Annotated in this window: 29 protein-coding genes; 14 read left to right on the top strand and 15 right to left on the bottom strand. The window is 67.1% G+C overall.

The window, feature by feature from the left end; genetic code table 11:
* Positions 1 to 3: 3 nt before the first annotated feature.
* From UC35_RS21515 to UC35_RS21495, 5 genes are all read right to left on the bottom strand, one after another.
* Complete coding sequence (locus tag UC35_RS21515; RefSeq protein WP_082793427.1) at positions 4 to 1,071, bottom strand: calcium:proton antiporter; 1,068 nt, start codon at positions 1,069 to 1,071, stop codon at positions 4 to 6.
* Between the two features lie 106 nt (positions 1,072 to 1,177).
* Positions 1,178 to 1,780 carry a pyridoxamine 5'-phosphate oxidase family protein gene (locus tag UC35_RS21510; RefSeq protein ID WP_061503355.1) on the bottom strand — a complete coding sequence of 201 codons (603 nt, stop codon included), beginning with the start codon at positions 1,778 to 1,780 and terminating at the stop codon, positions 1,178 to 1,180.
* Between the two features lie 39 nt (positions 1,781 to 1,819).
* Positions 1,820 to 2,332: a hypothetical protein gene (locus tag UC35_RS21505; RefSeq protein ID WP_061503354.1), complete on the bottom strand. Its 513-nt coding sequence runs from the start codon at positions 2,330 to 2,332 to the stop codon at positions 1,820 to 1,822.
* Positions 2,333 to 2,417: 85 nt separating this feature from the next.
* Complete coding sequence (locus UC35_RS21500) at positions 2,418 to 3,155, bottom strand: glutathione S-transferase (RefSeq protein WP_061503352.1); 738 nt, start codon at positions 3,153 to 3,155, stop codon at positions 2,418 to 2,420.
* Entirely contained in the window at positions 3,152 to 3,988 is an 837-nt protein-coding gene (locus UC35_RS21495; protein WP_061503350.1) for an exodeoxyribonuclease III, read from the bottom strand. The genes UC35_RS21500 and UC35_RS21495 overlap by 4 nt, the downstream gene beginning before the upstream one ends.
* Positions 3,989 to 4,121: 133 nt before the next feature.
* Here UC35_RS21495 and UC35_RS21490 point away from each other — a divergent pair, with 133 nt between their 5' ends.
* On the top strand, positions 4,122 to 4,358 hold the full coding sequence (locus UC35_RS21490; RefSeq protein WP_061503348.1) for a hypothetical protein: 237 nt from the start codon (positions 4,122 to 4,124) through the stop codon (positions 4,356 to 4,358).
* 1 nt (position 4,359) lies between these two features.
* Here the strand turns inward: UC35_RS21490 and UC35_RS21485 are convergent, their stop codons facing one another.
* Positions 4,360 to 4,650: a hypothetical protein gene (locus UC35_RS21485; protein WP_145979571.1), complete on the bottom strand. Its 291-nt coding sequence runs from the start codon at positions 4,648 to 4,650 to the stop codon at positions 4,360 to 4,362.
* 37 nt (positions 4,651 to 4,687) lie between these two features.
* Here UC35_RS21485 and UC35_RS21480 point away from each other — a divergent pair, with 37 nt between their 5' ends.
* The 4 genes from UC35_RS21480 (at position 4,688) to UC35_RS21470 (ending at position 6,598) form a co-directional block, all read left to right on the top strand.
* Entirely contained in the window at positions 4,688 to 5,173 is a 486-nt protein-coding gene (locus UC35_RS21480; protein WP_145979570.1) for a hypothetical protein, read from the top strand.
* 50 nt (positions 5,174 to 5,223) lie between these two features.
* Positions 5,224 to 5,394, top strand: a complete 171-nt coding sequence (locus UC35_RS24100) for a hypothetical protein (RefSeq protein ID WP_173861272.1) — start codon at positions 5,224 to 5,226, stop codon at positions 5,392 to 5,394.
* A gap of 169 nt (positions 5,395 to 5,563) precedes the next feature.
* The gene (locus UC35_RS21475) at positions 5,564 to 5,935 is read left to right on the top strand and encodes a hypothetical protein (RefSeq protein ID WP_227820400.1); all 372 of its coding nucleotides are present in this window, start codon (positions 5,564 to 5,566) and stop codon (positions 5,933 to 5,935) included.
* Between the two features lie 42 nt (positions 5,936 to 5,977).
* Positions 5,978 to 6,598, top strand: coding sequence for a hypothetical protein (locus UC35_RS21470; RefSeq protein ID WP_082793609.1), 621 nt, complete (start codon positions 5,978 to 5,980; stop codon positions 6,596 to 6,598).
* A 7-nt stretch (positions 6,599 to 6,605) separates the two neighbouring features.
* On the opposite strand, the gene UC35_RS21465 is transcribed toward UC35_RS21470, so the two are convergent.
* From UC35_RS21465 to UC35_RS21450, 4 genes are all read right to left on the bottom strand, one after another.
* Positions 6,606 to 6,785: a DUF3606 domain-containing protein gene (locus UC35_RS21465; RefSeq protein ID WP_061503340.1), complete on the bottom strand. Its 180-nt coding sequence runs from the start codon at positions 6,783 to 6,785 to the stop codon at positions 6,606 to 6,608.
* Between the two features lie 150 nt (positions 6,786 to 6,935).
* The gene (locus UC35_RS21460; protein WP_061503338.1) at positions 6,936 to 9,068 is read right to left on the bottom strand and encodes an AAA family ATPase; all 2,133 of its coding nucleotides are present in this window, start codon (positions 9,066 to 9,068) and stop codon (positions 6,936 to 6,938) included.
* Between the two features lie 432 nt (positions 9,069 to 9,500).
* Positions 9,501 to 9,851 (bottom strand): hypothetical protein, encoded by a 351-nt coding sequence (locus UC35_RS21455; protein ID WP_145979569.1) that lies wholly within the window; start codon positions 9,849 to 9,851, stop codon positions 9,501 to 9,503.
* A 138-nt stretch (positions 9,852 to 9,989) separates the two neighbouring features.
* Positions 9,990 to 10,385 carry a VOC family protein gene (locus UC35_RS21450; protein WP_061503333.1) on the bottom strand — a complete coding sequence of 132 codons (396 nt, stop codon included), beginning with the start codon at positions 10,383 to 10,385 and terminating at the stop codon, positions 9,990 to 9,992.
* Positions 10,386 to 10,572: 187 nt separating this feature from the next.
* On the opposite strand from UC35_RS21450, the gene UC35_RS24035 reads away from it, so the two are divergent.
* Positions 10,573 to 10,710, top strand: a complete 138-nt coding sequence (locus UC35_RS24035; RefSeq protein ID WP_158513949.1) for a hypothetical protein — start codon at positions 10,573 to 10,575, stop codon at positions 10,708 to 10,710.
* 81 nt (positions 10,711 to 10,791) lie between these two features.
* Complete coding sequence (locus tag UC35_RS21445) at positions 10,792 to 11,064, top strand: DUF4242 domain-containing protein (RefSeq protein WP_061503331.1); 273 nt, start codon at positions 10,792 to 10,794, stop codon at positions 11,062 to 11,064.
* 43 nt (positions 11,065 to 11,107) lie between these two features.
* On the opposite strand, the gene UC35_RS21440 is transcribed toward UC35_RS21445, so the two are convergent.
* Positions 11,108 to 12,271, bottom strand: coding sequence for an acyl-CoA dehydrogenase family protein (locus UC35_RS21440; RefSeq protein ID WP_061503329.1), 1,164 nt, complete (start codon positions 12,269 to 12,271; stop codon positions 11,108 to 11,110).
* 300 nt (positions 12,272 to 12,571) lie between these two features.
* On the opposite strand from UC35_RS21440, the gene UC35_RS21435 reads away from it, so the two are divergent.
* From UC35_RS21435 to fabG, 3 genes are all read left to right on the top strand, one after another.
* Positions 12,572 to 13,777, top strand: a complete 1,206-nt coding sequence (locus UC35_RS21435) for an acetyl-CoA C-acetyltransferase (RefSeq protein ID WP_061503327.1) — start codon at positions 12,572 to 12,574, stop codon at positions 13,775 to 13,777.
* Positions 13,778 to 13,784: 7 nt separating this feature from the next.
* Complete coding sequence (locus tag UC35_RS21430; protein WP_061503325.1) at positions 13,785 to 15,944, top strand: 3-hydroxyacyl-CoA dehydrogenase NAD-binding domain-containing protein; 2,160 nt, start codon at positions 13,785 to 13,787, stop codon at positions 15,942 to 15,944.
* Between the two features lie 153 nt (positions 15,945 to 16,097).
* The gene (gene fabG / locus UC35_RS21425; RefSeq protein ID WP_061503992.1) at positions 16,098 to 16,847 is read left to right on the top strand and encodes a 3-oxoacyl-ACP reductase FabG; all 750 of its coding nucleotides are present in this window, start codon (positions 16,098 to 16,100) and stop codon (positions 16,845 to 16,847) included.
* Positions 16,848 to 16,896: 49 nt separating this feature from the next.
* Here fabG and UC35_RS21420 read toward each other — a convergent pair whose 3' ends face one another.
* The gene (locus tag UC35_RS21420) at positions 16,897 to 17,172 is read right to left on the bottom strand and encodes a c-type cytochrome (RefSeq protein ID WP_227820581.1); all 276 of its coding nucleotides are present in this window, start codon (positions 17,170 to 17,172) and stop codon (positions 16,897 to 16,899) included.
* Positions 17,173 to 17,198: 26 nt separating this feature from the next.
* A complete protein-coding gene (locus UC35_RS21415) occupies positions 17,199 to 18,419 on the bottom strand; it encodes a sulfite oxidase (RefSeq protein WP_061503321.1) in 1,221 nt (406 codons plus the stop codon).
* A 173-nt stretch (positions 18,420 to 18,592) separates the two neighbouring features.
* Between UC35_RS21415 and UC35_RS21410 the strand changes: the two genes are divergently transcribed.
* From UC35_RS21410 to UC35_RS21395, 4 genes are all read left to right on the top strand, one after another.
* Positions 18,593 to 19,528: a bifunctional helix-turn-helix transcriptional regulator/GNAT family N-acetyltransferase gene (locus UC35_RS21410; RefSeq protein ID WP_061503319.1), complete on the top strand. Its 936-nt coding sequence runs from the start codon at positions 18,593 to 18,595 to the stop codon at positions 19,526 to 19,528.
* Positions 19,510 to 20,418, top strand: coding sequence for a DMT family transporter (locus UC35_RS21405; RefSeq protein ID WP_227820580.1), 909 nt, complete (start codon positions 19,510 to 19,512; stop codon positions 20,416 to 20,418). Before UC35_RS21410 ends, UC35_RS21405 begins: the two co-directional genes overlap by 19 nt.
* A gap of 25 nt (positions 20,419 to 20,443) precedes the next feature.
* Positions 20,444 to 21,040, top strand: a complete 597-nt coding sequence (locus tag UC35_RS21400; protein ID WP_145979646.1) for a chromate transporter — start codon at positions 20,444 to 20,446, stop codon at positions 21,038 to 21,040.
* A 184-nt stretch (positions 21,041 to 21,224) separates the two neighbouring features.
* Complete coding sequence (locus tag UC35_RS21395; RefSeq protein WP_061503315.1) at positions 21,225 to 21,797, top strand: chromate transporter; 573 nt, start codon at positions 21,225 to 21,227, stop codon at positions 21,795 to 21,797.
* A 12-nt stretch (positions 21,798 to 21,809) separates the two neighbouring features.
* Here UC35_RS21395 and UC35_RS21390 read toward each other — a convergent pair whose 3' ends face one another.
* Both UC35_RS21390 and UC35_RS21385 read right to left on the bottom strand, forming a co-directional pair.
* On the bottom strand, positions 21,810 to 22,235 hold the full coding sequence (locus UC35_RS21390) for a GFA family protein (RefSeq protein ID WP_061503312.1): 426 nt from the start codon (positions 22,233 to 22,235) through the stop codon (positions 21,810 to 21,812).
* A 12-nt stretch (positions 22,236 to 22,247) separates the two neighbouring features.
* Complete coding sequence (locus tag UC35_RS21385) at positions 22,248 to 22,796, bottom strand: SRPBCC family protein (RefSeq protein ID WP_158513948.1); 549 nt, start codon at positions 22,794 to 22,796, stop codon at positions 22,248 to 22,250.
* Between the last annotated feature and the right edge of the window lie 7 nt (positions 22,797 to 22,803).

Here is a 22,803-nt window from a genome sequence, read left to right as displayed (position 1 = left end):
ACTTCAAGGCACGAGCGCCAGGAACAGGAAGGTGGCGAACATCACCAGGTGGATCGCGCCCTGCATCATGTAGGTTCGTCCTGTGCCGAGGGTGACGGCGCTCACCAGGAAGGTCAGTATGAGCAGGCCCATGTCCTTGGGCTCGAGGCCCAGCACCAGCGGCAATTTCAGGACAATGGCCGCCAGCACGACGATGGGCACGGTCAGGCCGATGCAGGCCAGCGCGGAGCCGATCGCCAGGTTCATGCTGCCCTGGAGCCGGTTCGCACGGGCGGCTCGCGTCGCGGCCCACGCCTCCGGCAGCAGCACCAGGGCGGCGATCACGATCCCGACGACGATCCGGGGTGCGTTCGCCTTCTCGACCGCGCCCTCGATCGCCGGCGAAAGCATCTTGGCCAGGCCCACGACCGCCACCAGCGACAGGAACAGCAACCCGAAGCTGGCCCAGGCTTGCCGGTTCGTCGGCGGCTCGGCATGCGCGTCCGGGTCGGACGCATCGTTCTCGGGGATGAAATAGTCCCGGTGGCTGATGGTCTGGATGAAGACGAAGATCGCCCAGAGCGTGGCCGAAGCCACGGCCACGAAGCCCAGTTGCGCGGTGCTGTAGGTGCCGGCCGTCGTGCTGGTCGTGAACACCGGCAGCACCAGGGTGAGCGCCGCCATGACGATCAGTGCGGCCAGCCCGGCGCCGGCCCCTTCGACCCGAAAGGTCTGCTCGCGATGCGCAAGGCCACCCAGCAACAGGCAGATGCCGACGACGCCGGTGCAGATGATCATCACGGCGGAGTAGATCGCGTCGCGCGGCAGCGTGGCCATCTCCTCGCCTCCGGCGATCATCATCGAAAGAATGAGCGCGGTCTCGATGGCGGTGACGGCCAGGGCCAGGATCAGGGTGCCAAGAGGCTCGCCCACGCGATGCGCCACGACTTCGGCATGGTGGACCGCGGCGATCACCGCGGCGATCAGCGCGGCGCCGCAAAGGCTGCCAAGCAGGATGCCCACGCCTGCGAACGTCGCTGCCACGAGCAACCCGATCGACAGCACGGGGACTAGCCAGGTCCAGAGCGGCATGGACTGCATTCTATTCATGCGCATGCCGGCGGCGACAGCCAAGGCGCGGCGCCGCAAGCCACTGGAAGAGCTGCCCGGGCTGCGGATGGCGCGGCAGGATCGAGAGCTACTTGTCCCCGGTCCGGTCGCGCGCCGGAAGCGAATCGCGGAACTCGTCGAAGGTCTTCCACGCCGGGACCGGCGGCGTGTACTCGGGCCGAGGCGCATACACGGAGTGTTCGACCAATTGCATCTTGTGTATGTACCGGGGGCAGTTCGGAAAGATCTGCGTTGCCGTGACACGAACAACGAATACGGACCCCGGAAACTCGGTGCGCAAGGGGTCGTCTTCCCTGACCTGAGCCGTGCCGTTCACCCGCAGGCGTTTCGGGCGCTCGAAGTCCAGGAACAGCAGCCCCACGTGCGGATTGAGGAGCACGTTGCCCCAGGTCCGGTACATGCCATTGCCGTCGTAGTCGGGAATCGCCAGCGTGCGATCATCCAGGACGCGCACGAACCCGGGCAAACCGCCCTTGTACGAGCAATCCGGATGAGCGCTGGCATCAGCCGTTGCAATGAAAAACATGGAGCAACGGTGGATGAACGCGCGGTCCTCATCGGCAAAGGCCGAGCGAACGGTCACCTGCTCCAGGCGATCGGCGATGGCCCGCGTTTCGCGGACATCCTGGAGCTGCCGCATCCCATCGTGGTACATCGGATCGTTTGCCATCAGTCCTCCGAAGCGCGTCGCAGTGGTGGATGGATCGGCTCATTCTGGCACGCAACGCACCCAGGACGGAACGCCCTTGCGGGCCTGGATGTCCCGGGCATCGCCGCGCGCAGACCCGTAGGCGCCCAGAAGCCGGCCATCGGAGATATTGCGCCACTCGAAGTGGCGGGCATCGCTGCCATGCAGGACGCCTTGCCCGTACGCGACCGAGGACGAGTCCGGCACGAAACACCAGGCAAAGACGGAAATCCCGATGCCGTCGAAAGACTGCAGCCGTCGCGACTGATCGAGTACGACAAGCGCCAGCGGGATCGGGTAGCTCGTGCAGCAGTTCGGATAGAGAGCGAGCCAGCCAACGCGGCTTCCATCGGCGGAGATGCGAGGCTTTGCGAACCCGACCTGATCCGAGTACTTGGGCGCCTCGAATTGCTGCCCATCGGATGTCGCGATGCGCAGGCTCGTGCCGTCTTCCGATAGCTGAACTCCCTGGAACTGGCCGGCAAGCGCGAGAAGCGGCAAGGCCAGGATGGTGGCAGCCAGCCAGCGTTTCATGGGGCCAATTTTGATCCGATGGCGAGATGCTGGCGCATGACGTCTCCCACAAGTGATGGAAACGCGATGGAGAGGGGGGAACGAATTACCCATCCAGCTCCGGGTAGTGCCGGAAGATCCCTTCCACGTTGAACGCGATGCGCCGCTCGCTGGCCAGGTAGGCTGCCACGCGCTTGTGTGCTTGAACGCCCGCGTGCACGGCCAGCACCTGCGGCGTCTTGCGGAATGCCTTGCGGCTCGCCTTGGGAAAGGCGTACTGCAGGCCGGCGACCACCTGGAACAGGGACAGGTCGACGTAGCTCAGCCGGCCGCCGATCAGGTGCGGAAACTCGCTTCCGGCGTTGCGCGGGTTGCGCTCCACGATGGCTTCGAACCACGCCATGAACTTCGGCAGCCGCTCGGCACGGAATTCGGCCGCACGCCGGAGGGACTCGGGCTTCTGGTCCTCGTAGTACAGGCCGACGCCCAGGGGATGGTGCACGTCGTGCGCCTCAGTGATGAAGTCCGCGATCGTCAGCTGGATCTGGTGCGCCCATAGCCGGTCGATCTCGCTCGCGCCCACCAGGCCCAGGCGGGGCCCGAGGTACATGAGGATCGCCGCCGTCTGGGCGATCACGCGCTTGCCGTCGACCAGGAACGGGCAGGCGAATGGTGGACGTGCCAGGTCCTGGTCATTGAAGTAGCGCATCATCGCGCGCGTCCCCTGCCCCGCACCCGTGCCGCGCGCCACGTCCACATAGGGCGCGCCCGCGGCCTCCAGCGCCAGGCGAATGAACTCGCCGCGTCCCTGGATGGTGGGCCAGTAGTGCAGTTGGTAGCTCATGATGTGGCCTTCGCACGCCGCGCGGGCGCCTTCTTCTTCGCGAGCTTGCCGAGGTCGAGTTGCACCCAGGCCGGGGCGTGGTCGCTCGCGTGCGGCTCGCCCCGCACCCAGCTGTCCACGCCCGACGCCACCAGGCAGGGCGCGAGCTCGCGGTTCAACAACAGGTGGTCGATCCGAAGCCCGGCATTGCGCTCCCAGTGCTGACGGAAATAGTCCCAGAACGTAAAGATGGCTTCATCGGGGTGCTGGTGGCGCAAGGCATCGGTCCATCCTTGTTGCAGCAGGCGCCGGTAGGCATCGCGGCTTTGTGGCTGCAGCAAGGCATCCTTGAGCCAGGAGCGCGGGTTGTAGATGTCGAAGTCGGTCGGCACCACGTTGTAGTCGCCGGCCAGCACCACCGGATGCCCGCACGCGTGGAGGGTGGCCGCGTGCTCGATGAAGCGCTGGAACCAGGCCAGTTTGTAGTCGAACTTGGGTCCGGGCTGGGGGTTGCCATTGGGCAGGTACAGGCATGCCACCAGCACCCCGCCCACCGCGGCCTCGACGTAGCGACTGTGGTCGTCCCCCGGGTCGCCCGGCAACTCGCGCCGGACCTCCTGCGGCGGGTCGCCGCGCGAGAGGATCGCCACGCCGTTCCAGGAGCGCTGTCCGCGCCACACACCGTGGTAGCCGGCTTCGCGCAGGTCCGCCTCGGGAAAGCTGTCGGCCTTGAGTTCCTGCAGGCAAGCGACGTCCGGCTGCTCGCGCTCGAGCCACTGGAGCAGGTTCGCCAGGCGGCTCTTGATGCCGTTGACGTTGAAGGTGGCGATCTTCACGGAGCGATCATCGCGCATGGCGCCTGCTGCCGTCGTGCTCGCGCCCACCATGAGGTGACGTCCTACAGGGGGCCGACGGCCGCGCAGCGCATAGTGGCTTGGAATTCCACGAGGTACTGCCAGCCACTCCTTTCACCACAGGACCACGCCCATGCCGACCCGATTCCCTACCGAAGCGGCCAACGCCGACTTCATCGGCGAGGACCCCGAAGACAGCAGCCGCTCGAGCGACCGTCTTACGCCGCCGGCCGGCGCCGATGGCACGCCGTGCGGAAGCGGCGACGGCACACCGGATTCGCAGCGCCCCAAGGGTGGCGCCGCGCGTGAGCAGCGGGAGCGGCGCCCTGGCGACAAGCCCGGCGCCGGCAAGGCGCCGGACGAGTCCTGACTCAACGGCCGCGGGACGATTTGAGGCGGGCGCGGCTGAATGCTTCGGCCCCGCCGCTGCCGCCGCCATCGGGAAAGTCATGGGGATCGAGCGGGTCCTTCCGCTTCGTGCGCGGCGCCTCGATCAGTTCGCTTGCGGTGTTCTCGCCGATGTCGCTGCGCGCAGGAATCGACGAGGTTGGCGCATCGCCGCGCTTGGCGCGGCTCAAGCTGGTGCGTTTGTGGATGGCCATGACGAAATGCCTCGGAATGAACAAGGCTAGTGAAGCGCCGGCCGTCAGCACGTCGGACATGGGCGCGAGAGGCCGCCGCCGGCCGGCGCGGCAGCCTTTGCTGTTCGCCATCACGCTGCTCGCGGGCGCCGCAACGGCAGCTGCAGCCGTGGCGCCGGACACGAGCGATCCGCTCAAGTCGCCGGAGTGCGGGGCGGCCCAGCTCGCGCTGGAACGCAACATCCAGGACGCGGCCGCAGGGAACGCCGGGGCCAGGGACAGCCTCGCGGCCAAGCGCAAGCGTGCCCTGGAAACCTGCCTGGGGCCGCAGTCGGGCCATGCCGAGCGTGCGGGCGCGCCGCCTGTGCCGATCGCCGTGCCCTCGCCTTCGATCGACCCTGGCCCAGGCAAGCCGGCCGCGCCGCCCGCCGCTGCCACGGCACCGCCGCCCGTGCGCATACCGCGCCCGGTGGCGATCACCACTTGTGATCCGGGCGGCTGTTGGGACAGCGAGGGCCGCCGACTGAACTTTATGGGACCGGTACTGATCGGCCCGCAGGGCGGCGTGTGCTCCATCCAGGCCGGCGCGGTGCAATGTCCGTAATGAAGGACAATGTTGCCCTTTCCGTAACTTCATTCATCCGAGGAATATCAATGGGCAACAAGATCGTGACCGAAGCTGACCGCAAGCGCACCGTGTCGGGCAAGCCGGTGGAGGGCTACACCGTCAAGCGCAACGGCGGCGGCCAGAAAGTCAGCCTTGAGCGCGGCGTCGCCACCCGAAGCAAGAAGAACCCCGGCAAGCGCTCGCACAAGGGCGGTTGAGCCCGGGGCGGGATGCCGCCCTTCCGCTTCACAGTCGTAACGGCCCGACGCCTGTTACACACATCGCCGACACCTGACGGCCGTCCAATCGGCTATGTGCGGGTGCGGCGCCCGTGCAAGGAGGTGTCCCATGAAGCGGCTGCTGATCGCACTCCTGGCTGCGGCTGGCATGACGGGTTGCGTCGCCTATGGCTACCCGTACTACTACGACAGCCAGTACGGCGGCTATACCACCAGCCCGTACTACTCGAGCGCCTACTCCGGGTACAACTACTACCCCTACGGCTACTACTATCCCTACAGCTACTCCGCTCCCTACTACTATCCTTACTACGCCTATCCGTACTACGCGCCGTATTACGGTCGCTACTACCGCGGGTACTACGCCTACCCGTACTACGGTTACCGCTCCTACTGGGGCCATGGGCACCACAGGCACAGTGGCAATCACCCAGGGTTCTCGGGAAGCGGCGGACACCGGCACGGCGGCGGGAGCATGCACGGCGGCCGTGGAATGAACCACAACAGCGCCCGGCGCTAAAGCCGGCCGGGGCCCCAGGCGGCCCGCTTTAAGATGCCCAAGATGATCAAGAAATCCCTCATCACCCTTTCCCTTGCCGCGGCATTTGCCGCTCACGCCCAGCAGGCAAGCCCGCCCTCCTCGCCTTCCTCTCCCGCCAAGAAGGAAGCCGTCGCGCGCATCCTGAAGGTGCAGCAACCCAGCATCGAGGCCATGGCCCGCGCGCTGGTGCAGCAGCCGGCCGCCGAGCTCATGGGCAACGCAGGCATCGAACTGCAGCAGCGCGTGCCCCGGGAGAAGCAGGAAGCGATCGCCAAGGAGATCCAGGGCGATGTCCAGAAGTTCGTGGACGAGTCGGTTCCGGTGGTGCAGAAGCGCGCCGTGGCCCTCGCCCCCACGACCCTGGGCACCCTGCTGGAAGAGCGCATGACCGAGGACGAACTGCGGCAGGTCGCCACGATCCTCGAATCCCCGGCCTTCGTGAAGTTCCAGGGCTTGTCACCCGACATGCAGAAGGTGCTGGCCGAGAAGCTGGTGGCCGACACGCGCCCCTCGATGGAGCCGAAGCTGCGCGCGCTCGAGCAGACCGTCGCCAAGCGCCTGGGGATCACGCCCGGCGCCGGCGGACCCGTCGCACCGGGCGCGGCCGCTCCCAACGGCAAGGCGCCGCCGGCCAAGAAATAAGCTGCGGTCAGGCGGCCTGCCGCAGGAACCTGCGCACATTGTCGGCGTCAGGCCCCATCGTCTCGACCGCCAGGCGCAACTCGCTCTCGCTGCAATGCAGCCACCGCATCCAGTTGCGCCGCTCCCACTCGTAGTCCAGGTTGATGATCAGCAGATCGTCACCTTCCGTGGCGCTGTCGTCGAACATCGCTGCGCTCCAAGGAAACATGGCCCCAGCGTAAGCCGGGGCCATGGCAGGGCAGGCAGGAAAAGAAGCGTGCGGACCGTCCGACAGGCGGGGCGATCCTTGTAGTCTGCTTCGGTGACCCGCGTAGCCGGGTCGCCTACGCCAAGCGACTTACGCCAGGTCGCTGGCCGCCGCCAGGCCTGCGCGGCTGGAGAACTCGTGGCAGGCCGCCTCGAAGCTGCGGATCTCGTACAGCGCTTCCCGCAGGCTCATTTCACCGCGCTCCATGAGCTTGCCTGCCAGGTGTTCGGTCAGTGGCTTGAGCCGCGCCAGCGACGCCTTGGTCTCACCATACAGGCGCTCGCTTTGCATCTCCATGATGGCGCGCGTCTCTTCGTCCAGGTCCTTGCCCGGGCTGTCGTGCAACGCGCCGAAATTCAGGCGCGTCTTGCGGTACATGCCCATCTCGGCCACCGCGTGGTGCAGCAGGCGCGTGACGCGCGAGATGTCGTTGTGCGCTCCGTTGGTCGTGCCTTCCTCGCCGAAGAACAGCTCCTCGTTGGCCATGCCGCCCAGCAGCACACGCACGTCGTGCTCGATGTCGGCCTTGGTCTTGAGCAGGTTCGCGCCCTGCTTGTGGAACACGAAGCCCAGCGCGTTGTTTCGCGGATTGGCCTTCAGCGAGATCTTGATCGTCTTCATGGCGGCCTGGATCCGGTCCCAGTCACCCTCCGCGGCCTTGCGCTCGGACTCGAAGTCCACCAGGAAGTGGCCCCACTCGTGGATCGCGATGATGCGGCGGTCACGTTCCCGCTCCTTGGTGGTGTGCGCGTTGACGTTGCCCACCAGCACGCGCTCGGCCGCCTGCATCAGCGTGTCGCTGCCGATCATGACACCGGCTTGCACCGCCGTGATGCCTGCCTGGTTCACGATGGTTTCGAGGTCCGCCGGACTGCGGCCCTCGGTCACCTCGACCAGATGCGCGAGGTCGAGGTCGGGCAGCACCTTGCCGGCGCGCTGCGACAGGTAGTGCTCGACGATCGCCAGCCGCTCCTGCCGGTTCGGCAGGCGGAAGTCCACCTTCATCTGGAAGCGCCGCAGCATGGCTTCGTCCATCTGCATCTGCTCGCTGTTGAAGTTGCTCGCGACGATCCAGATGATCTCGGCGTCGCTCTTCGCGCGCACGCCGTCGAGGACCGCCAGCAGCGTGTTCTGCGTGTCGTCGTCGAACTTGCGGTGGCCGCCGCGCTTCATGAACAGATCCTGCGCCTCGTCCAGGAACACGATGCAGCGCTTGCGGCGCTTGGCCATGTTGACGATGCGGCTCAGGGTGTTGGAGCCGCCGGCGACGTAGCCCGTCTCCAGGTTGGCCGCGGAGTGGAACAGGATCGGGAGGTTCAGTTCCTTCGCGAGGTAGCTCGCGAGCTTGGTCTTGCCGGTGCCCGCCGGGCCGCTGAACATCACGTTGAAGGGCTTGCTGACGCCATATTCGGCGTACTCGGCGCGCCGCTCGTACTGGTCCTTGATCTGCGCGACCTCGGCCTTGATGTCGTCCATGCCCACCAGCTCATCCAGGCTGCCGTGCACCTGCGAGGGCTCCAGGAACTTCATCGACTTGAACTGGCCCTTGAGCTGGAAGGCCAGGAAGCCGATGAGGCCCAGCGTCAGCGTCGCCGACAGCAGGCCGCTCACGCCGGCCTTCCAGCCGTCCTTCTCGGACTGCGGGCGGGCGCCGCCGAAGCGCTCGTCCAGCCGCTCCAGCACGCTGAGGCTGGCCGGGTCGAGGTCGGCGCGCGGCACGAAGGCGAGCTTGCCGCCCCAGGACGCCTGAACGGCCTTGTCGGCGAAGATCTTGGTCTCCATGTCGCTCGGGTAGTAGGCGTACTGCTTGCCGCCCGACTCGATCAGCACGATGCGTTCGGACAGGTTCCACATCAACGGCTTGTAGACGACCGTGATCCGCTCAGCCGGATGCGTTTCGAGGAAGCCCAGCAGCGAGCCAGTGCCGAACACCACCGGCAGCTTCGGGTCGATGGCAAACGAGGGATCGGCGGGGCCCATGTTCTTGACTTCCTGGGCAAGCGCCGCCTGCTTCTGCATCAGCGACACCGAGTAGACGGCGCTGGCCGGGATGAGCACCGCGGCTGCAATGACCAGCACCTTCACCGCCGCCGGCTGGACGGTAAACCAATCCTGCAGCCGGGTCAGGCCCTTCTTCAAGCTCAGCCACAGGCTGCTGGAGCTGTCTTCATCGGACGCCGTCGTCTGGGCGGGGGTCTGGGGGGATACCTGAAGTTCCGACATGTGCCTCTTGGGTTGTGGCGCAAGCGCGTTGGCACGCGCTGGCCGCAATGCGCGTGAACGGCTTGAACAAAAATGCAGGGAAAGGCACCGGCGGGTGCGGCAGCGGTCGCTTGTTGTGGTGTTGCGCCCGCTGCAAGCGCCGGGCCTCGCGGCCTCTTTGATGTTGTCAGCGTCATCCTACAGACTCACAGTGTCCACTGCCAGTGACGGAGCGCCTGTTTTCAAGCGCCAACGGCAGCTCGTGACATATTCACGTGAGAGGGGAACACCCCTGCAGCTGCGAGAGCGCAGCCAGCTCATCCGCAGCCTCTATCTGTAGGACGAGAGCCCGTCCCAACGGGCTTGTGTTGAACCTGCACCCTGCTTTGCGCTCCAATCGGGAGGCCGGGTTTTCTTCAAGTTTCTTCCCCCGGCTCCTTTAATCCCTCGGCATCAAAACCGGGGGATTTTTTCTGCCCGCCAGCGCAGGTTCAGCCATTGGACGGCTTCGACTTCAGCGCCGAACAGCGCGATGTCGGGACACTGCGATAGGTCCACCGGAACCGCTTCGCTATCGACCAGCTCGGCGGCGCCGATCAGACCGATCCGCATGTTCGGCGCGAGCGCGCGACGCAGCCGGTCGCAGATCAGGAACTTGCCTTGCGCCTGCGGCGGCGTCTTCACGCGCCGCAAATCGACCAGCACGTGATCCTTGCGCGCGCGCGCCAGCTTGGCCTTGATCAGGTAGGCCAGCTTCAGGGCATCGCCGCTGCTCCACGGCCCCTCGACATCGAAGCGCATCAAGGCGCCATCGTGCTTGGCGGCGACTACGAGATTCATCGTTGCTGCTGTTGGGATACGAACACCGCGAGGGTGCCACAGTCAGCTGTAGCGGCCGAGATAACAAGCGCATCAATAGTTGCCAAGCGTGACTGCTGAGCTTCAATGGGGCAACGGCTGAAGCAGGCTCACCCGGTTCTTCTCGGTGTCGAAAAACGACACATAGTCGCCGACGCCGGGAATTGTCATCGGTTCGCCCAAAACTTCGCCGCCCCCCTTCTTGACCTTGTCCATCGACTGCCGTATGTCCGCCACGGCGATCACGATGGACGGGTACTGCGCAGGCCAGTCGCTCCTGCGCGGGTAGAAGCCGCCGCCGATGGCGCCCGCGGCGGCGTCGGGTCGGCCCGGACCGCCCGGCTTGGCGGTGGTGGCGAGCACATAGTTGCCCATCTCTTCGCCAAGCATCTGCAGCTCCCAGCCGAAGACAGTGCGGTAGAAGTTGGCGACGCGTTCGCGATCGTCATAGGGCATCTCGAAGTGGACAACGGGATCCATGTTGACTCCTGATCGTTGAATGCGCGTTCGAGCGCGGGAAGATGCCAGGCAATTTCCCATATCCGCGGGCACGCGTGTGGCGGAAAGGCGCGTAGGCATCGGCTGACCGGCCGATGCGGCCATGGCGCCGGTGCGGCCGCCCGCAGAGCAGCTACCGTCGGCGCTTCAACGTCCAAGGAGCGACACCATGTGGCGCAAGCTGATCCTGCTGGCCCTCACCTCGGCCATCGCCAAGCGGCTGTACGACCGCAGTCGCGCGAGCCGGCTGCGCACGCCCTTCCCGACCTCGAGCCGGCCACCGCAGGGGCGCGTGCGCCGCGTGTAGGCGCTCGCCGAGCTTGAACGCCGGCCTGCCGCGGCCATAGTTTGAGGTGGGCACCGTGTGAACTGAAGAAGGGAGTTGTCCATGCCCAAGTACGTGATCGAGCGCGAGTTTCCCGGCGCGGACCGGCTGACCGGCGCCGACCTCAGGGAAGTGGCCAGGAAATCATGCGACGTGCTGCGCGAGATGGGTCCGCGGATCACCTGGCAGCAAAGCTACGTCACCGAGAACAAGATCTACTGCGTCTACATCGCCGATGACGAGAAGGCCATTCTCGAGCACGCCGAGAAAGGCGGCTTTCCGGTCGATCGCATCTCCCGGGTAACTGCGGTCATCGACGGTTCGACGGCGGATTGACCGCAGGCGCGGCCGGTTCCAGGCGGCACCAGGACCGGGGCGGCTACTTGCCACCCAGCCCCATGGCACGCGAGATCACTTCCTTCATGATCTCGTTGGTGCCGCCATAGATTCGCTGCACGCGCGCATCGGCGTAGGCGCGGGTGATCGGGTATTCCCACATGAAGCCATAGCCGCCATGCAGCTGGACGCATTCGTCCATGACCTTGCATTGCAGGTCGCTGGCCCAGTACTTGGCCATGCTGGCGGTGGCGGTGTCCAGCTTGCCGTCACCCACGAGTTCCAGGCATTTGTCGACGAACACGCGGGCGATCTGGACTTCGGTCTGCAGCTCGGCCAGCGTGTAGCGCGTGTTCTGGAACGCGGCCACCGGCTGGCCGAAGACGCGGCGGTCCTTGACGTACTGAACCGTCCAGTCGATGGCCGCCTGCGCCGCAGCTACCGCCGTCACCGCGATCTGCACACGCTCCCAGGGCAACTGCTCCATCAGGCAGATGAAGCCGCGGTTCTCGTACGCGGTGCCCCCGAGCAGGTTCTCCGCCGGTACGCGAACGTTGTCGAAGAACAGCTCTGAAGTGTCCTGCGCCTTCAGGCCAAGCTTTTTCAGGCGCTTGCCCTTCTCGAAGCCCTTCATGCCGCGCTCCACCAGCAACAGGCTGGTGCCCTTGGCGCCGGCCTGGGGGTCGGTCTTGGCAACCACGATCACCAGGTCAGCGTGCCAGCCATTGGTGATGAAGGTCTTGCTGCCATTGAGCAGGTAGCTGCCGTCGGCCTGCCGCAGCGCCGTCGCCTTCACGCCCTGCAGGTCACTGCCGGCCGCCGGCTCGCTCATGGCGATCGCGCCCACCATCTCGCCGCTCGCCAGGCGCGGCAGCAAGCGTTGTTTCTGATCTTCGGAGCCGTAGTGCAGGATGTATGGCGCCACGATCTCGCTGTGCAGACCGAAGCCGATGCCCGTGAAGCCGCCGCGCGCCAGCTCTTCCATCTGCACCGCCGAATACAGCTTGTCGGCGCCGGCGCCGCCGTAGGCCTCGGGCGTGGTCATGCACAGGAAGCCGTTGGCGCCGGCCTTCGACCAGACCTCGCGATCGACGTAGCCCTGCTCTTCCCAGGCCTCGTGGTGGGGCGCGATCTCCTTGTCGACGAAGCGGCGAAAACTGTCGCGGAAAGCCTCGTGGTCGGCGGAATAGAGGGTGCGTTCGATCATCGCCTGTCTCCTGTTTAGTTGGGCAGCGTTCGCGTGGCCAAGCTTGCGAAAGCAAGGGGTTCGACCAGATTCTATTTTTCCAAGCTCAAACACGACCGGGAGCTTCCATGACGGCTCAGACCAGGACGGCGTTCGTGATCTGGGTCCGGGCGAAGGGACATCGGGCAGGCCACGGCTCGCGTCCAGCGCGCCGCCGCCTGAATCCGCGCGGGCGCCTGCCGCGCCTGTCGCCGATGGCACTGCAATCGCAAATGCAATGCCTATACTGGCCCTTTCGTGATGTTGCCAGGAGCACCCGCCATGTCCGAAGCCTTCGTCTATGACGCGATCCGAACGCCCCGTGGCAAGGGCAAGAAGGACGGCAGCCTGCACGAGGTCAAGCCCGTCAACCTGCTAGCCGGGGTGCTCACCGAACTGCAACGCCGCAGCGACTTCGACACCGGCTGCGTCGACGACGTGGTGATGGGCGTGGTGTCGCCGGTCGGCGAACAGGGCTCGGTGATCGCCAAGGTGGCCGCGCTCAAGGCCGGCTGGGACTGGTGTTGCGCCGGCGTCCAGCTCAACCGCTTCTGCGCCTCGGGCCTGGAAGCGGTGAACATGGCCGCGCAGAAGGTGCGCTCGGGCTGGGAGGACCTGGTCGTGGCCGGTGGCGTGGAGAGCATGAGCCGGGTACCGATCGGCTCGGACGGCGGCGCCTGGGCGCAGGACCCCGAGACCAACGCAGCCACGGCCTTCGTGCCGCAAGGCATAGGCGCCGACCTGATCGCCACGCTGGAGGGCTTCTCGCGCGACGACGTGGACGCGTTTGCGCTGGAAAGCCAGCAGCGTGCCGCGCGGGCGCGCGAGGGCGGCTTCTTCGCCGGCTCGGTGGTGCCGGTCAAGGACTTCCTGGACCAGACCATCCTCGAGCAGGACGAATTCATCAAGCCGCACACCACCATGGCGGGCCTGGCCGCGCTCAGGCCGTCGTTCGAGCAGCTCGGCGCGATGGGTTTCGACGACGTGGCAATCTCGCGCTACCCGCAGGTGGAGCGCATCGCCCACGTGCACCACGCGGGCAACTCCTCGGGCATCGTCGACGGCGCGGCGGCCGTGCTGATCGGCAGCGAAGCGGCCGGCAAGGCCCACGGCCTGAAGCCGCGTGCACGCATCGTGGCCGCGGCCCTGTCGGGCGCGGACCCGACCATCATGCTGACGGGGCCCATGCCGGCTGCGCGCAAGGCGCTGGCCAAGGCCGGCATGACGATAGACCAGATCGACCTGTTCGAGGTGAACGAAGCCTTCGCCGCCGTCCCCATGAAGTTCATGAAGGAGATGGGCGTGCCGCACGAGAAGCTGAACGTCAACGGCGGCGCGATCGCCATGGGCCACCCGCTCGGTGCCACCGGCGCCATGATCCTGGGCACGCTGATCGACGAACTGCACCGCAGGAAGCTGCGCTTCGGGCTGGCCACGCTGTGCGTGGGCGGCGGCATGGGCATCGCGACGATCGTGGAGAGGATCTGAGTCGTCCATGAAGACCATCCAATACCAGCTCGAAGGCGGCATCGCCACTCTCACCTTCGACGAGCCGGGCTCGGCCGTCAACACCATGTGCCAGCAGTGGCAGCAAGACCTGCAGGAGGCGACCGCACAGGTGCTGCGCGACAAGGACGCGATCAAGGGCATCCTGCTCGCATCGAACAAGACCACCTTCTTCGCCGGCGCCGACCTGAAGGCGGTGATGCGACTGCAGGACGCCGATGCGCCGCGCGTGTTCGAGGAAGTCGAGCGCATGAAGAAGAACTTCCGCACGCTGGAGACGCTCGGCAAGCCGGTGGTGAGCTGCCTGAACGGCTCGGCCCTGGGCGGCGGCTGGGAAGTCGCCCTGGTCGCGCATTACCGCGTGGCGGTGGGCGACCCCAAGATCCAGTTCGGCCTGCCGGAAGTCACGCTGGGGCTGATTCCCGGCGCCTCGGGCATCACCAAGATGACCCGCCTGCTCGGCCTGATGGGCGCGCAGCCCTATGTCATGGAAGGCAAGCTGTTCTCGCCTCACGAAGCGCTGGAGCTCGGGCTGGTGCACGAGCTGCTCCCCGATGCGCAGTCGCTGCGGCCGGCGGCGCTCGCCTGGATCGACAAGCATGCCAGCGGCGCGGCTCCCGCCCATCAGCCCTGGGACGACAAGAACTACAAGATGCCGGGCGGCACGCCCGCCAATCCGAAGGTCGCGGGCGCCCTGAGCGTCGCGCCGGCGATGCTGCGGCAAAAGACGCGCGGGCGCTATCCCGCGCCGGAGTACGCGCTTTCGGCCATGGTCGAAGGCGCTCAGGTCGATTTCGACACGGCGCTGCGCATCGAATCGCGTTACCTCGCCCGCCTGGCCGTCGGGCCCGTGGCGAAGAACATGGTCAACACCTTCTTCTTCGACATGAACGCCATCAAGTCGGCGCGTTCGCGTCCGAAGGACGTGCCGCGCTACACGCCGCGCAAGGTGGGCCTCCTCGGCGCCGGCATGATGGGCGCCGGCATCGCCCACGTGCAGGCCAGCCGCGGCGTGCAGACGGTGTTGAAGGACCTGACGCAGGAGAAGGCGGAGAGCGGCCGGGACTACAGCCTCAGGATCACGCAGCCGCGCGTGGACAAGGGCCGCATGACGGGCCATGCGCAGGCCGCGCTCCTCGCGCGCATCACGCCCACCGCGTCCAACGCCGACCTGCAGGACTGCGACCTCATCATCGAAGCTGTGTTCGAGAACCGCGAGCTCAAGGCCAGGGTCACGCAGGAGGCCGAGCCGCTGCTTGCCGCCCAGGGCTTCTTCGCGAGCAATACCTCGACCCTGCCGATCACCGGCCTGGCCAGGGCCAGCCGCCAGCCGGCGAAATTCGTCGGCATCCACTTCTTCAGCCCCGTGGACAAGATGAAGCTGGTGGAGATCATCCGCGGCAAGGCGACCGACGACGAGACGGTGGCGCGCGCCTTCGACTATGTGCAGGCGATCGGCAAGATCCCGATCGTGGTCAACGATTCGCGCGGCTTCTTCACCTCGCGCGTGTTCGGCACCTTCGTGATGGAAGGTGCCGCGATGCTGGGCGAAGGCATTCCCGCCGCGGTGGTGGAACAGGCAGGCATCCAGGCGGGCATGCCCGTGGGACCGCTGGCCGTGCTGGACGAGACGGCGCTGTCGCTCTCGGTCCACGTGCTGGACCAGACGCGCGCCGATCTGCGGGCCGAGGGCGGCACCTACATCGCCACGCCGGGCGAGCTGCTGGTCGAGCGGATGGTCAAGGAGTTCGATCGCAACGGCCGCGCCGCGGGCGGCGGCTTCTACGAGTACCCCGAGAACAAGGGCGCTCGCAAGTACCTCTGGCCCGAGCTCAAGACACTGTTCGAGAAACCCGGCGTGCAGTGGGACATGCGCGACCTGCAGGACCGGCTGCTCTATCGGCAGGCGGTGGAAACCGCCCGTTGCCTCGCGGAGAACGTGCTGACCTCGGTGCACGACGCCAACGTCGGCTCGATCTTCGGCATCGGTTTCCCGGGCTGGACCGGCGGCGCCATGCAATTCATCTACGGCATGGGCGTCGAGGCCTTCTGCGAGCGTGCAGCGCAGCTGGCGCAGCGCTTCGGGCCGGGGTTCGCCGTCTCGCCCGCGGTCAAGGATGCGATCGTGGCGCATGCGCCGCGGTACTGAAAAAGAGCGTGCGGTTGCCGGAGCCCACCCTGCCCTCACCCGAGGCAAAGGGAAAAAGTCCTTTGCACTCGCGCCCAGCATTGGCGCCGAAAGCCAGCTCATCCTCATGCTATGGTCGCGGCTTTGGATCCTTTCCTTCCGGAAGCTGCATTCATGACATCTCCCCGACTGCAAGACAAGGTCTGCATCGTCACCGGCGCCGCCCAGGGCATCGGCCTGGCCACCGCCCTGAAGTTCGCGCGTGAAGGCGCCAGCGTGGCGCTGTGGGACCTGACCCGGCCGGGCATCGACGAGGCGCTGCGCCAGTGCCGTGAGGCGGGGGCCGATGCCGAAGGCTTCGTGGTCGACGTCACCAACCGCGAGATGGTGGACGCCGCGACAGTCGCCACACTGGAGCGCTTCGGCCGCATCGACGTCCTGGTCAACAACGCCGGCATCACCAAGGACGCGCGCCTGCAGAAGATGAGCGTCGAGCAGTTCGACCGCGTGATCGACGTCAACCTGCGAGGCGTCTTCCACTGTTCGCAGTCCGTCGTGGGCGCCATGGTCGAACAAGGCTACGGCAGCATCATCAATGCCAGTTCGGTGGTCGGCCTGTACGGCAACTTCGGCCAGACCAACTACGCGGCCAGCAAATTCGGCGTGATCGGCTTCACCAAGACCTGGAGCCGCGAGCTCGGGCCCAAGGGCGTGCGCGTGAACGCGGTCGCGCCCGGCTTCGTCATGACCCACATCCTGGACACCATTCCCGAGAAGGTGCTCGAGGACATGAAGGACCGCGTGCCCCTGAACCGCCTGGGAACGCCGGAAGAAATCGCCAATGTGTACAGCTTCCTCGCGAGCGACGAGGCCAGCTACATCAACGGCGCCGTGATCGAGGTCTCCGGCGGGATGACGGTCTGAGGGAAAGACCGGGCCATCCGGTTCGCGGAAGCGAATGGCCCGGTGAAGCCTAGCGGCGGCTGGCCGCCTCGACGTAGGCCGCGAGCGCCTGCATCTGCGCCTCGCTCAGCTGTGTGAAGGCGGGCATCTGGCCGATGCCGTTCTTGAGGGCCTTGGCCACCCGCGCCGCGTCCGGCTTGAGCTCGTCGAGCGACGGGCCGACGGCGCCCTCGGCCCCGGCGTCCTTGAGCGTGTGGCAGATCGCGCATGCCGGCGTGACGCTGGTGAAAAGGCGCTTGCCCTCGGCCTCCGGGTTGCCCTGGGCCAAAGCAATGCCGCCGGCCATGGCCACCAGGGCGATAGCAGCTTGCTTCATGCCACGGTCACGCTGAAGCCATGGGCGCGCCAACCGGCGTTGAGGTAGCCGCCCGAATTCTCGGGTGTCGTTTCCTCTTGCCAGTTGAACTTGACGTCCTGCGCGCGGCACACCAGTTGGTAGGTGCCGGGCTCCAGTTTGACCGGCAGCACGAACTGGCGCCACGCGAAGCGGCCGAGGTCGGGGCCGACCAGCTTGGCCTCGCGCCAGGTCTGCCCGCCGTCGATGGACACATCCACACGCTTGACAGCCTGCATGCCGCCCATGGCCACGCCATGGATCTGGACGGTGCCGGCCTTGACCGGGCCCGTGTCGGGCCCCGGACCGTTGATCCAGGACTTCAGCCCCATCTCCCACACCGAGGGTTCGCTGGGGCTGTGTTTCTGCCCCGGCGGCGAGATGCGGTAGCCGGTCTTCTGGATCGCCGCATCCGATTCCTGCGCCGTGAACGCCAGGCGCTTGATGTACTTGATGTTGTTGACGCCGCTGTAGCCGGGCACGATGAGCCGCAGCGGACCGCCGTGCGCATGCGGCAGCGGCTCGCCGTTCATTTCCCAGGCCAGCAGGGCATCTTCCAGGTTCGTGATCGGCACGGAACGCTCGACCATCACCGACTTGGGATCGATGCCGTCCGGCAGCTTCTCACCGCCGGTGCCTGTGATGAAGCGCGCGCCATCGGCCAGGCCGCCGAGCGCGGCGACCACCGAACGCACGGGCACGCCGCTCCAGATCACGCAGCCGGCCGCTCCGACCTGCCATTTGGTACCGCTGGGCTTGCTGGGGAAATAGCCCCGTCCGTTGCCGGAGCACTGCAGCACCGTCGCCGTGGTCTCGATGCCCATGCTCTTGAGCTCGCGCACGGTGAGCGTGCGCGGGGAGCGGACGCCTTCCACGGCCATCGACCAGCCGTCGCGGTCGTTGACGATGGAGGCGTCGGGTGCGGGCAGGTTGTTGCGGATATACAGACGGTCGGCCGGCGTCACGATGCTGGTGCCGTAAGCGGACCGTTTGGTCTCGATCGTCGTCGCCGTGTGCTGGATCATCTGCGACTGGTTCTTCCAGGCCACGTACGGCGGGAAAGGCTTGGCCTCGGCCGGCACGGCCGGGGTCGAAGCCGGCGGGGAGGTCTGGGCGTGTGCGGCGCCGCTTGTAACGGCAACCAGGGCCGCGCCGTGGGCAAGCAGGCGGCGGCGAGAAGGGTCTCTAGGAAAGTCCAAACTTGTCTCCTTCGGTTTCGGCGGTGCGGAGCATAAGCCACAACCCCCCTCATGTCATGGATCTGCAGCCTCTGCCATACCCCTCTTGGCGGGGGGTACTGCAGAGACTCGGGCCAGTCCGGACGGCTCGCCATTGATTGACTTTGGCAAGTAATTGGCTGACGATGTCAGGCATGAGCACTGTGAACCCCGCCGTGCCCGCTGCCCAGGTCAAGGCGGTGCGCGGTTTCAACCGCTTCTACACCCAGCGCATCGGGGTCCTCGACCCCTACCTCGGCAGCGACTTCTCGCTGACCGAGGTTCGTGTGCTCTATGAACTGGCGCACCGCGACCAGCCCACCGCCGCCGAGCTGGGCCGCGACCTGGCGCTGGATGCCGGCTACCTCTCGCGCATCCTGCGCAGGTTCGAATCGCGCGGCTGGCTGGCCCGCTCGCCTTCGCCGGCGGATGCCCGGCAGAGCCTGCTCATGCTGACCGACAGCGGACACGAGGTGTTCGCTCCGCTGCAGCAGCGATCGCGAGACGAGGCCGCGGCGCTGCTCGCTCAACTCGCCCCGGAGCAGCGCTCGCGGCTGATCGAGGCCATGGAGACACTGCAGCGCGTCCTCGACAAGCCCGGCAACGCGCCGCGCACGGTGCTCCTGCGCGATCCGCGTCCGGGCGATTTCGGCTGGGTGGTGCAGCAGCACGGGGAGCTCTACTTGCGCGAATGGGGCTACAACGAGGAGTTCGAGGGCCTGGTGGCCGGCATCGTCGCGAAGTACATCGAGAACCACGACCCCTCCTGCGAGAAGTGCTGGATCGCCGAGGTCGATGGCCAGCGCGCCGGCTCGGTGTTCCTGGTGCGGCGCAGCGCCACCGTAGCGCAGCTGCGTCTGCTGATACTGACGCCGGAGGCCCGGGGATTGGGCCTTGGCGGGCGGCTCACCGACGAGTGCATCGCCTTCGCTCGTGCCATGGGCTACCGCAAGGTCGTTCTCTGGACCCAAAGCCACCTGCTGGCGGCCCGGGCGATCTACGCGGCGCGCGGTTTTCGCATCGTCAAGACCGAGCGCAACGATGCCTATGGCAAGCAGCTGGCCAGCGAAACCTGGGAGTTGAAGCTATAAACCTCGCACTCCTGGCCGCCGCCGGCGCGAGCATTCTGGTCGGGGCCGGCATCGTGGCCTCGCGCTTCGCCGTCGCCGAAGTGCCGCCGCTCACGCTGGCCATGCTGCGCTACGCGGTCGGCTTCGCCTGCCTGCTGCCATTCGCCCTGCGTCACGCCGGCGAAGCGCGGCAGGCCATGCCGGTGCGCAGCCGCGGCGCCGACCTGCTCGCGATGGCGGGCCTGGGCCTCGTGCAGTTCGCCGTGCTCATCGCCCTGCTCAACTACGCGCTGCAACGCATCGGCGCGGCGCAGGCGGCGCTGATCTTCAGCCTGTTCCCTTTGCTGACCATGCTGATGTCGGCCGCCCTGGGCCGCGAACGCCCGACCGCCAGCCTGAGCGCCGGCGTGGCGCTGTCACTGGCAGGCGTCGCCCTGACCCTGAGTCCCAAACTCGGGGGAGTCCATACCGGCGGCTGGTGGGGCGAAGCGGCGGTGGCGGCCTCGGCCTTGCTCGGCGCCGCCTGCACGGTGCTTTACCGGCCCTACCTGCAACGCTACCCGACGGTGCCCGTGTCGGCGTTCGCCATGATGATCTCGGTGCTGTTCCTCGCCGTGTTCGCCGGTGCAGAGGACTGGACCGGCCGCATCGGCGGATTCAGCGGCGCGGCCTGGGCGGCCATCGTGTTCGTCGGCGTCTCCAGCGGCGTGGGCTACTTCTGGTGGCTGTATGCGCTCAAGCACGAGTCGCCGACCCGGGTCACGGTGTTCCTGGCGCTCAATCCGGTGACGGCGGCCCTGCTCGGCTGGCTGCTGCTTGGCGAGCCGCTGCACGCGGCGACGCTGGCGGCCCTGGGGCTGATCGCCGCCGGCCTGTGGCTGGCCACACGGCCCACTCGGTCAATGACCTGACCGCATAATGACCCGAATGAGTTCCATGCCCGAGGCGCGGCCCGCAGCGCCTGAAGTATTGCCGCGAGCGCGGCCCGAATCCCTTACCGACCTGTTCGTCTCTTTCACCCTGCTGGCCCTGCAAGGATTCGGCGGCGTGCTGGCGGTGGTGCAGCGCGAGCTGGTGGAAAAAAAGCGCTGGATGACGCGCGAGGAATTCGTGGAGGAATGGGCCGTGGCGCAGATCATGCCCGGCCCCAACGTGGTGAACCTTGCCCTGATGATCGGCGGCCGCTACTTCGGCCTGCGCGGGGCGTTGGTCGGCCTGGCCGGCATGCTGGTGGTGCCGCTGCTAGTGGTGCTGGCCCTGGCGCTGGTGTACGCGCAGTTCGCCGGCAATCCGAATGTGGCCGGGGCTCTGCGCGGCATGGGCGCGGTGGCCGCCGGACTCATCACGGCCACCGGCCTGAAGCTGGTGACCGCGCTGCGCAAGCATCCACTGGGCAAGCCGCTGGTGGCCACTTTCGCCATCGCCACCTTCGCTGGCGTCGCCCTGCTGCGCTGGCCGCTGGCCTACGTGCTGCTCGGGCTGGGCGGCCTGGCCTGCGTGCTCACCTGGCGTCGCCTGGGAGGGATGGCATGAGCCGCCCGGCCGCTCCGAAGGCTCATAGCACCGCAGCCCGCAAGGGCGGAGGTTATCGAATGCTCCGCCCGGCCGCTCCGAAGGCCCATAGCACCGCAGCCCGCAAGGGCGGAGGTTATCGGATGCTCCGCCCGGCCGCTCCGAAGGCTCATAGCACCGCAGCCCGCAGGGCGGAGGTTTGCCAATGAGCATCACCCTGGGCGCCGCCGACTGGCTGTCGCTGTTCGTTCACTACCTGACGCTGTCGCTGCTGGCGGTCGGCGGCGCCATCACCACCGCGCCGGACATGCACCGCTACCTGGTGGACGAACGCGCTTGGCTCACCGACCCGCAGTTCAGCGCGTCGATCGCGATCGCCCAGGCCGCCCCGGGGCCCAACGTGCTGTTCATCGCCCTGCTCGGCTGGAACGTGGGCCTGAACGCGGGCGGGCTGCCGACCGCGCTGCTTGGCATGACCGTGACGATGCTCGGCATCATGATCCCGAGCACCACGCTCGCCTACCTGGCAGCGCGCTGGGGCCACGAGAACCGCGAACTGCGGGTGGTCCGCGCCTTCAAGCAGGGCATGGCGCCTATCGTGGTCGCCCTGCTGGTGGCGACCGGCTGGATCCTGGCCACCGGGAGCAGCTACGACCTTGGCGACTGGCCGGTCTGGGCCGTGGCCATCGTCTCCGCCCTGCTGGTCTGGCGCACGCGCCTGCACCTGCTCTGGCTGCTGGGTGCCGGGGCGCTCATCGGCTGGATGGGCTGGCTTTGACCGCCGGCGCCCTCACGGCGGGGGCGGCGGCAGGAAAGCTTGCTGCTCGGGCGATCCGGGCACCGAAGACAGGTCCGGCAGCCAGGGCATGGCCGAGTGCTGCCAGATCTGGGCGGCGGGCCTGAGCTGGGCCCGTTGCCTGACGCACCCCAGCCGGATCACGACCGAGGTGGGGTTCTCGGGCGCGGTCGCGTACAGCGGCGTTCCGCAGTCCGGGCAGAACACCTGCGCGCGCCGGTTGCCGCTTTGCGCGACCTTGATGTAGCTCTTGGGGCTGCCCTTGAGCGAAAACGTGCCGATCGGTGCAATCACCACCGCCCGGAACGGCGCGCCCGAAAGGACCTGGCAGTCCGTGCAGTGACAGACCATCACCCGGGCCGGGTCGATTTCGGCGCTGAAGGTGATGGCACCGCAGTGGCATGCGCCGTCGATATGCATGGTGACCTCCTGTCAGCGAGTCGTCGCCTTCATCCGCTGCAGCCACTCGGTCCAGTCGACCGGGCCCGTGGCGAAGCGTTTCTGCAGGTTGCCCAGCACGCTGGGCCAGGCCTTGGAAAAGTACTCGAAAGCCTGGTCCCATTCGCCGCCCTCGCCCCAGCCGGTGTGGTGCAGCACCACCCGTGTGCGCTTGTCGCCCTCGGGCTCGAAGCGCAGGACGACCACGCTGCGCTGCTGCCGCGCCTCGGGCAGGCTGGGCGGCGCGTTCCAGGTGAAGGACAGCATGCGGTTCTTCTGGAAGCCGATGATGCGCATGCCGTCCGCGCCCTTGAGCCCCGGCTGGGCGTAGGGATTGATGAAGATCTCGAACGGCCCGTCCACGCGCAGTTCCACCCGCGCATCGGGGGCGAAGAAGGTCTTGATGCCTTCCGAGGTGGTCCAGGCCTGCCAGACGGCGTCGACCTCCGCCTCGACGAGCACCTCGCGGTCGATCGCGCGTGGCGCCCCGAGCACCGGCAGGGCCGACAGCAGGAGCAGCAGCGTTCCCAGGAGTCTTCTCATCGCCATC

This window comes from Ramlibacter tataouinensis (assembly GCF_001580455.1).
Taxonomy (GTDB): Bacteria; Pseudomonadota; Gammaproteobacteria; order Burkholderiales; family Burkholderiaceae_C; genus Ramlibacter; species Ramlibacter tataouinensis_B.
Note: the sequence above shows the minus strand (reverse complement) of the source record. Positions and strands in the feature narration are given on the sequence as shown.

Coding starts and splice junctions, on each gene's coding strand:
- UC35_RS21515 (WP_082793427.1), bottom strand. CDS start 1,071: ATGCCGCTCTGGACCTGGCTAGTCCCCGTGCTGTCGATCGGGTTGCTC.
- UC35_RS21510 (WP_061503355.1), bottom strand. CDS start 1,780: ATGGCAAACGATCCGATGTACCACGATGGGATGCGGCAGCTCCAGGAT.
- UC35_RS21505 (WP_061503354.1), bottom strand. CDS start 2,332: ATGAAACGCTGGCTGGCTGCCACCATCCTGGCCTTGCCGCTTCTCGCG.
- UC35_RS21500 (WP_061503352.1), bottom strand. CDS start 3,155: ATGAGCTACCAACTGCACTACTGGCCCACCATCCAGGGACGCGGCGAG.
- UC35_RS21495 (WP_061503350.1), bottom strand. CDS start 3,988: ATGCGCGATGATCGCTCCGTGAAGATCGCCACCTTCAACGTCAACGGC.
- UC35_RS21490 (WP_061503348.1), top strand. CDS start 4,122: ATGCCGACCCGATTCCCTACCGAAGCGGCCAACGCCGACTTCATCGGC.
- UC35_RS21485 (WP_145979571.1), bottom strand. CDS start 4,650: ATGTCCGACGTGCTGACGGCCGGCGCTTCACTAGCCTTGTTCATTCCG.
- UC35_RS24100 (WP_173861272.1), top strand. CDS start 5,224: ATGGGCAACAAGATCGTGACCGAAGCTGACCGCAAGCGCACCGTGTCG.
- UC35_RS21475 (WP_227820400.1), top strand. CDS start 5,564: ATGACGGGTTGCGTCGCCTATGGCTACCCGTACTACTACGACAGCCAG.
- UC35_RS21470 (WP_082793609.1), top strand. CDS start 5,978: ATGATCAAGAAATCCCTCATCACCCTTTCCCTTGCCGCGGCATTTGCC.
- UC35_RS21465 (WP_061503340.1), bottom strand. CDS start 6,785: ATGTTCGACGACAGCGCCACGGAAGGTGACGATCTGCTGATCATCAAC.
- UC35_RS21460 (WP_061503338.1), bottom strand. CDS start 9,068: ATGTCGGAACTTCAGGTATCCCCCCAGACCCCCGCCCAGACGACGGCG.
- UC35_RS21450 (WP_061503333.1), bottom strand. CDS start 10,385: ATGGATCCCGTTGTCCACTTCGAGATGCCCTATGACGATCGCGAACGC.
- UC35_RS24035 (WP_158513949.1), top strand. CDS start 10,573: ATGTGGCGCAAGCTGATCCTGCTGGCCCTCACCTCGGCCATCGCCAAG.
- UC35_RS21445 (WP_061503331.1), top strand. CDS start 10,792: ATGCCCAAGTACGTGATCGAGCGCGAGTTTCCCGGCGCGGACCGGCTG.
- UC35_RS21440 (WP_061503329.1), bottom strand. CDS start 12,271: ATGATCGAACGCACCCTCTATTCCGCCGACCACGAGGCTTTCCGCGAC.
- UC35_RS21435 (WP_061503327.1), top strand. CDS start 12,572: ATGTCCGAAGCCTTCGTCTATGACGCGATCCGAACGCCCCGTGGCAAG.
- UC35_RS21430 (WP_061503325.1), top strand. CDS start 13,785: ATGAAGACCATCCAATACCAGCTCGAAGGCGGCATCGCCACTCTCACC.
- fabG (WP_061503992.1), top strand. CDS start 16,098: ATGACATCTCCCCGACTGCAAGACAAGGTCTGCATCGTCACCGGCGCC.
- UC35_RS21420 (WP_227820581.1), bottom strand. CDS start 17,172: ATGGCCGGCGGCATTGCTTTGGCCCAGGGCAACCCGGAGGCCGAGGGC.
- UC35_RS21410 (WP_061503319.1), top strand. CDS start 18,593: ATGAGCACTGTGAACCCCGCCGTGCCCGCTGCCCAGGTCAAGGCGGTG.
- UC35_RS21400 (WP_145979646.1), top strand. CDS start 20,444: ATGCCCGAGGCGCGGCCCGCAGCGCCTGAAGTATTGCCGCGAGCGCGG.
- UC35_RS21395 (WP_061503315.1), top strand. CDS start 21,225: ATGAGCATCACCCTGGGCGCCGCCGACTGGCTGTCGCTGTTCGTTCAC.
- UC35_RS21390 (WP_061503312.1), bottom strand. CDS start 22,235: ATGCATATCGACGGCGCATGCCACTGCGGTGCCATCACCTTCAGCGCC.
- UC35_RS21385 (WP_158513948.1), bottom strand. CDS start 22,796: ATGAGAAGACTCCTGGGAACGCTGCTGCTCCTGCTGTCGGCCCTGCCG.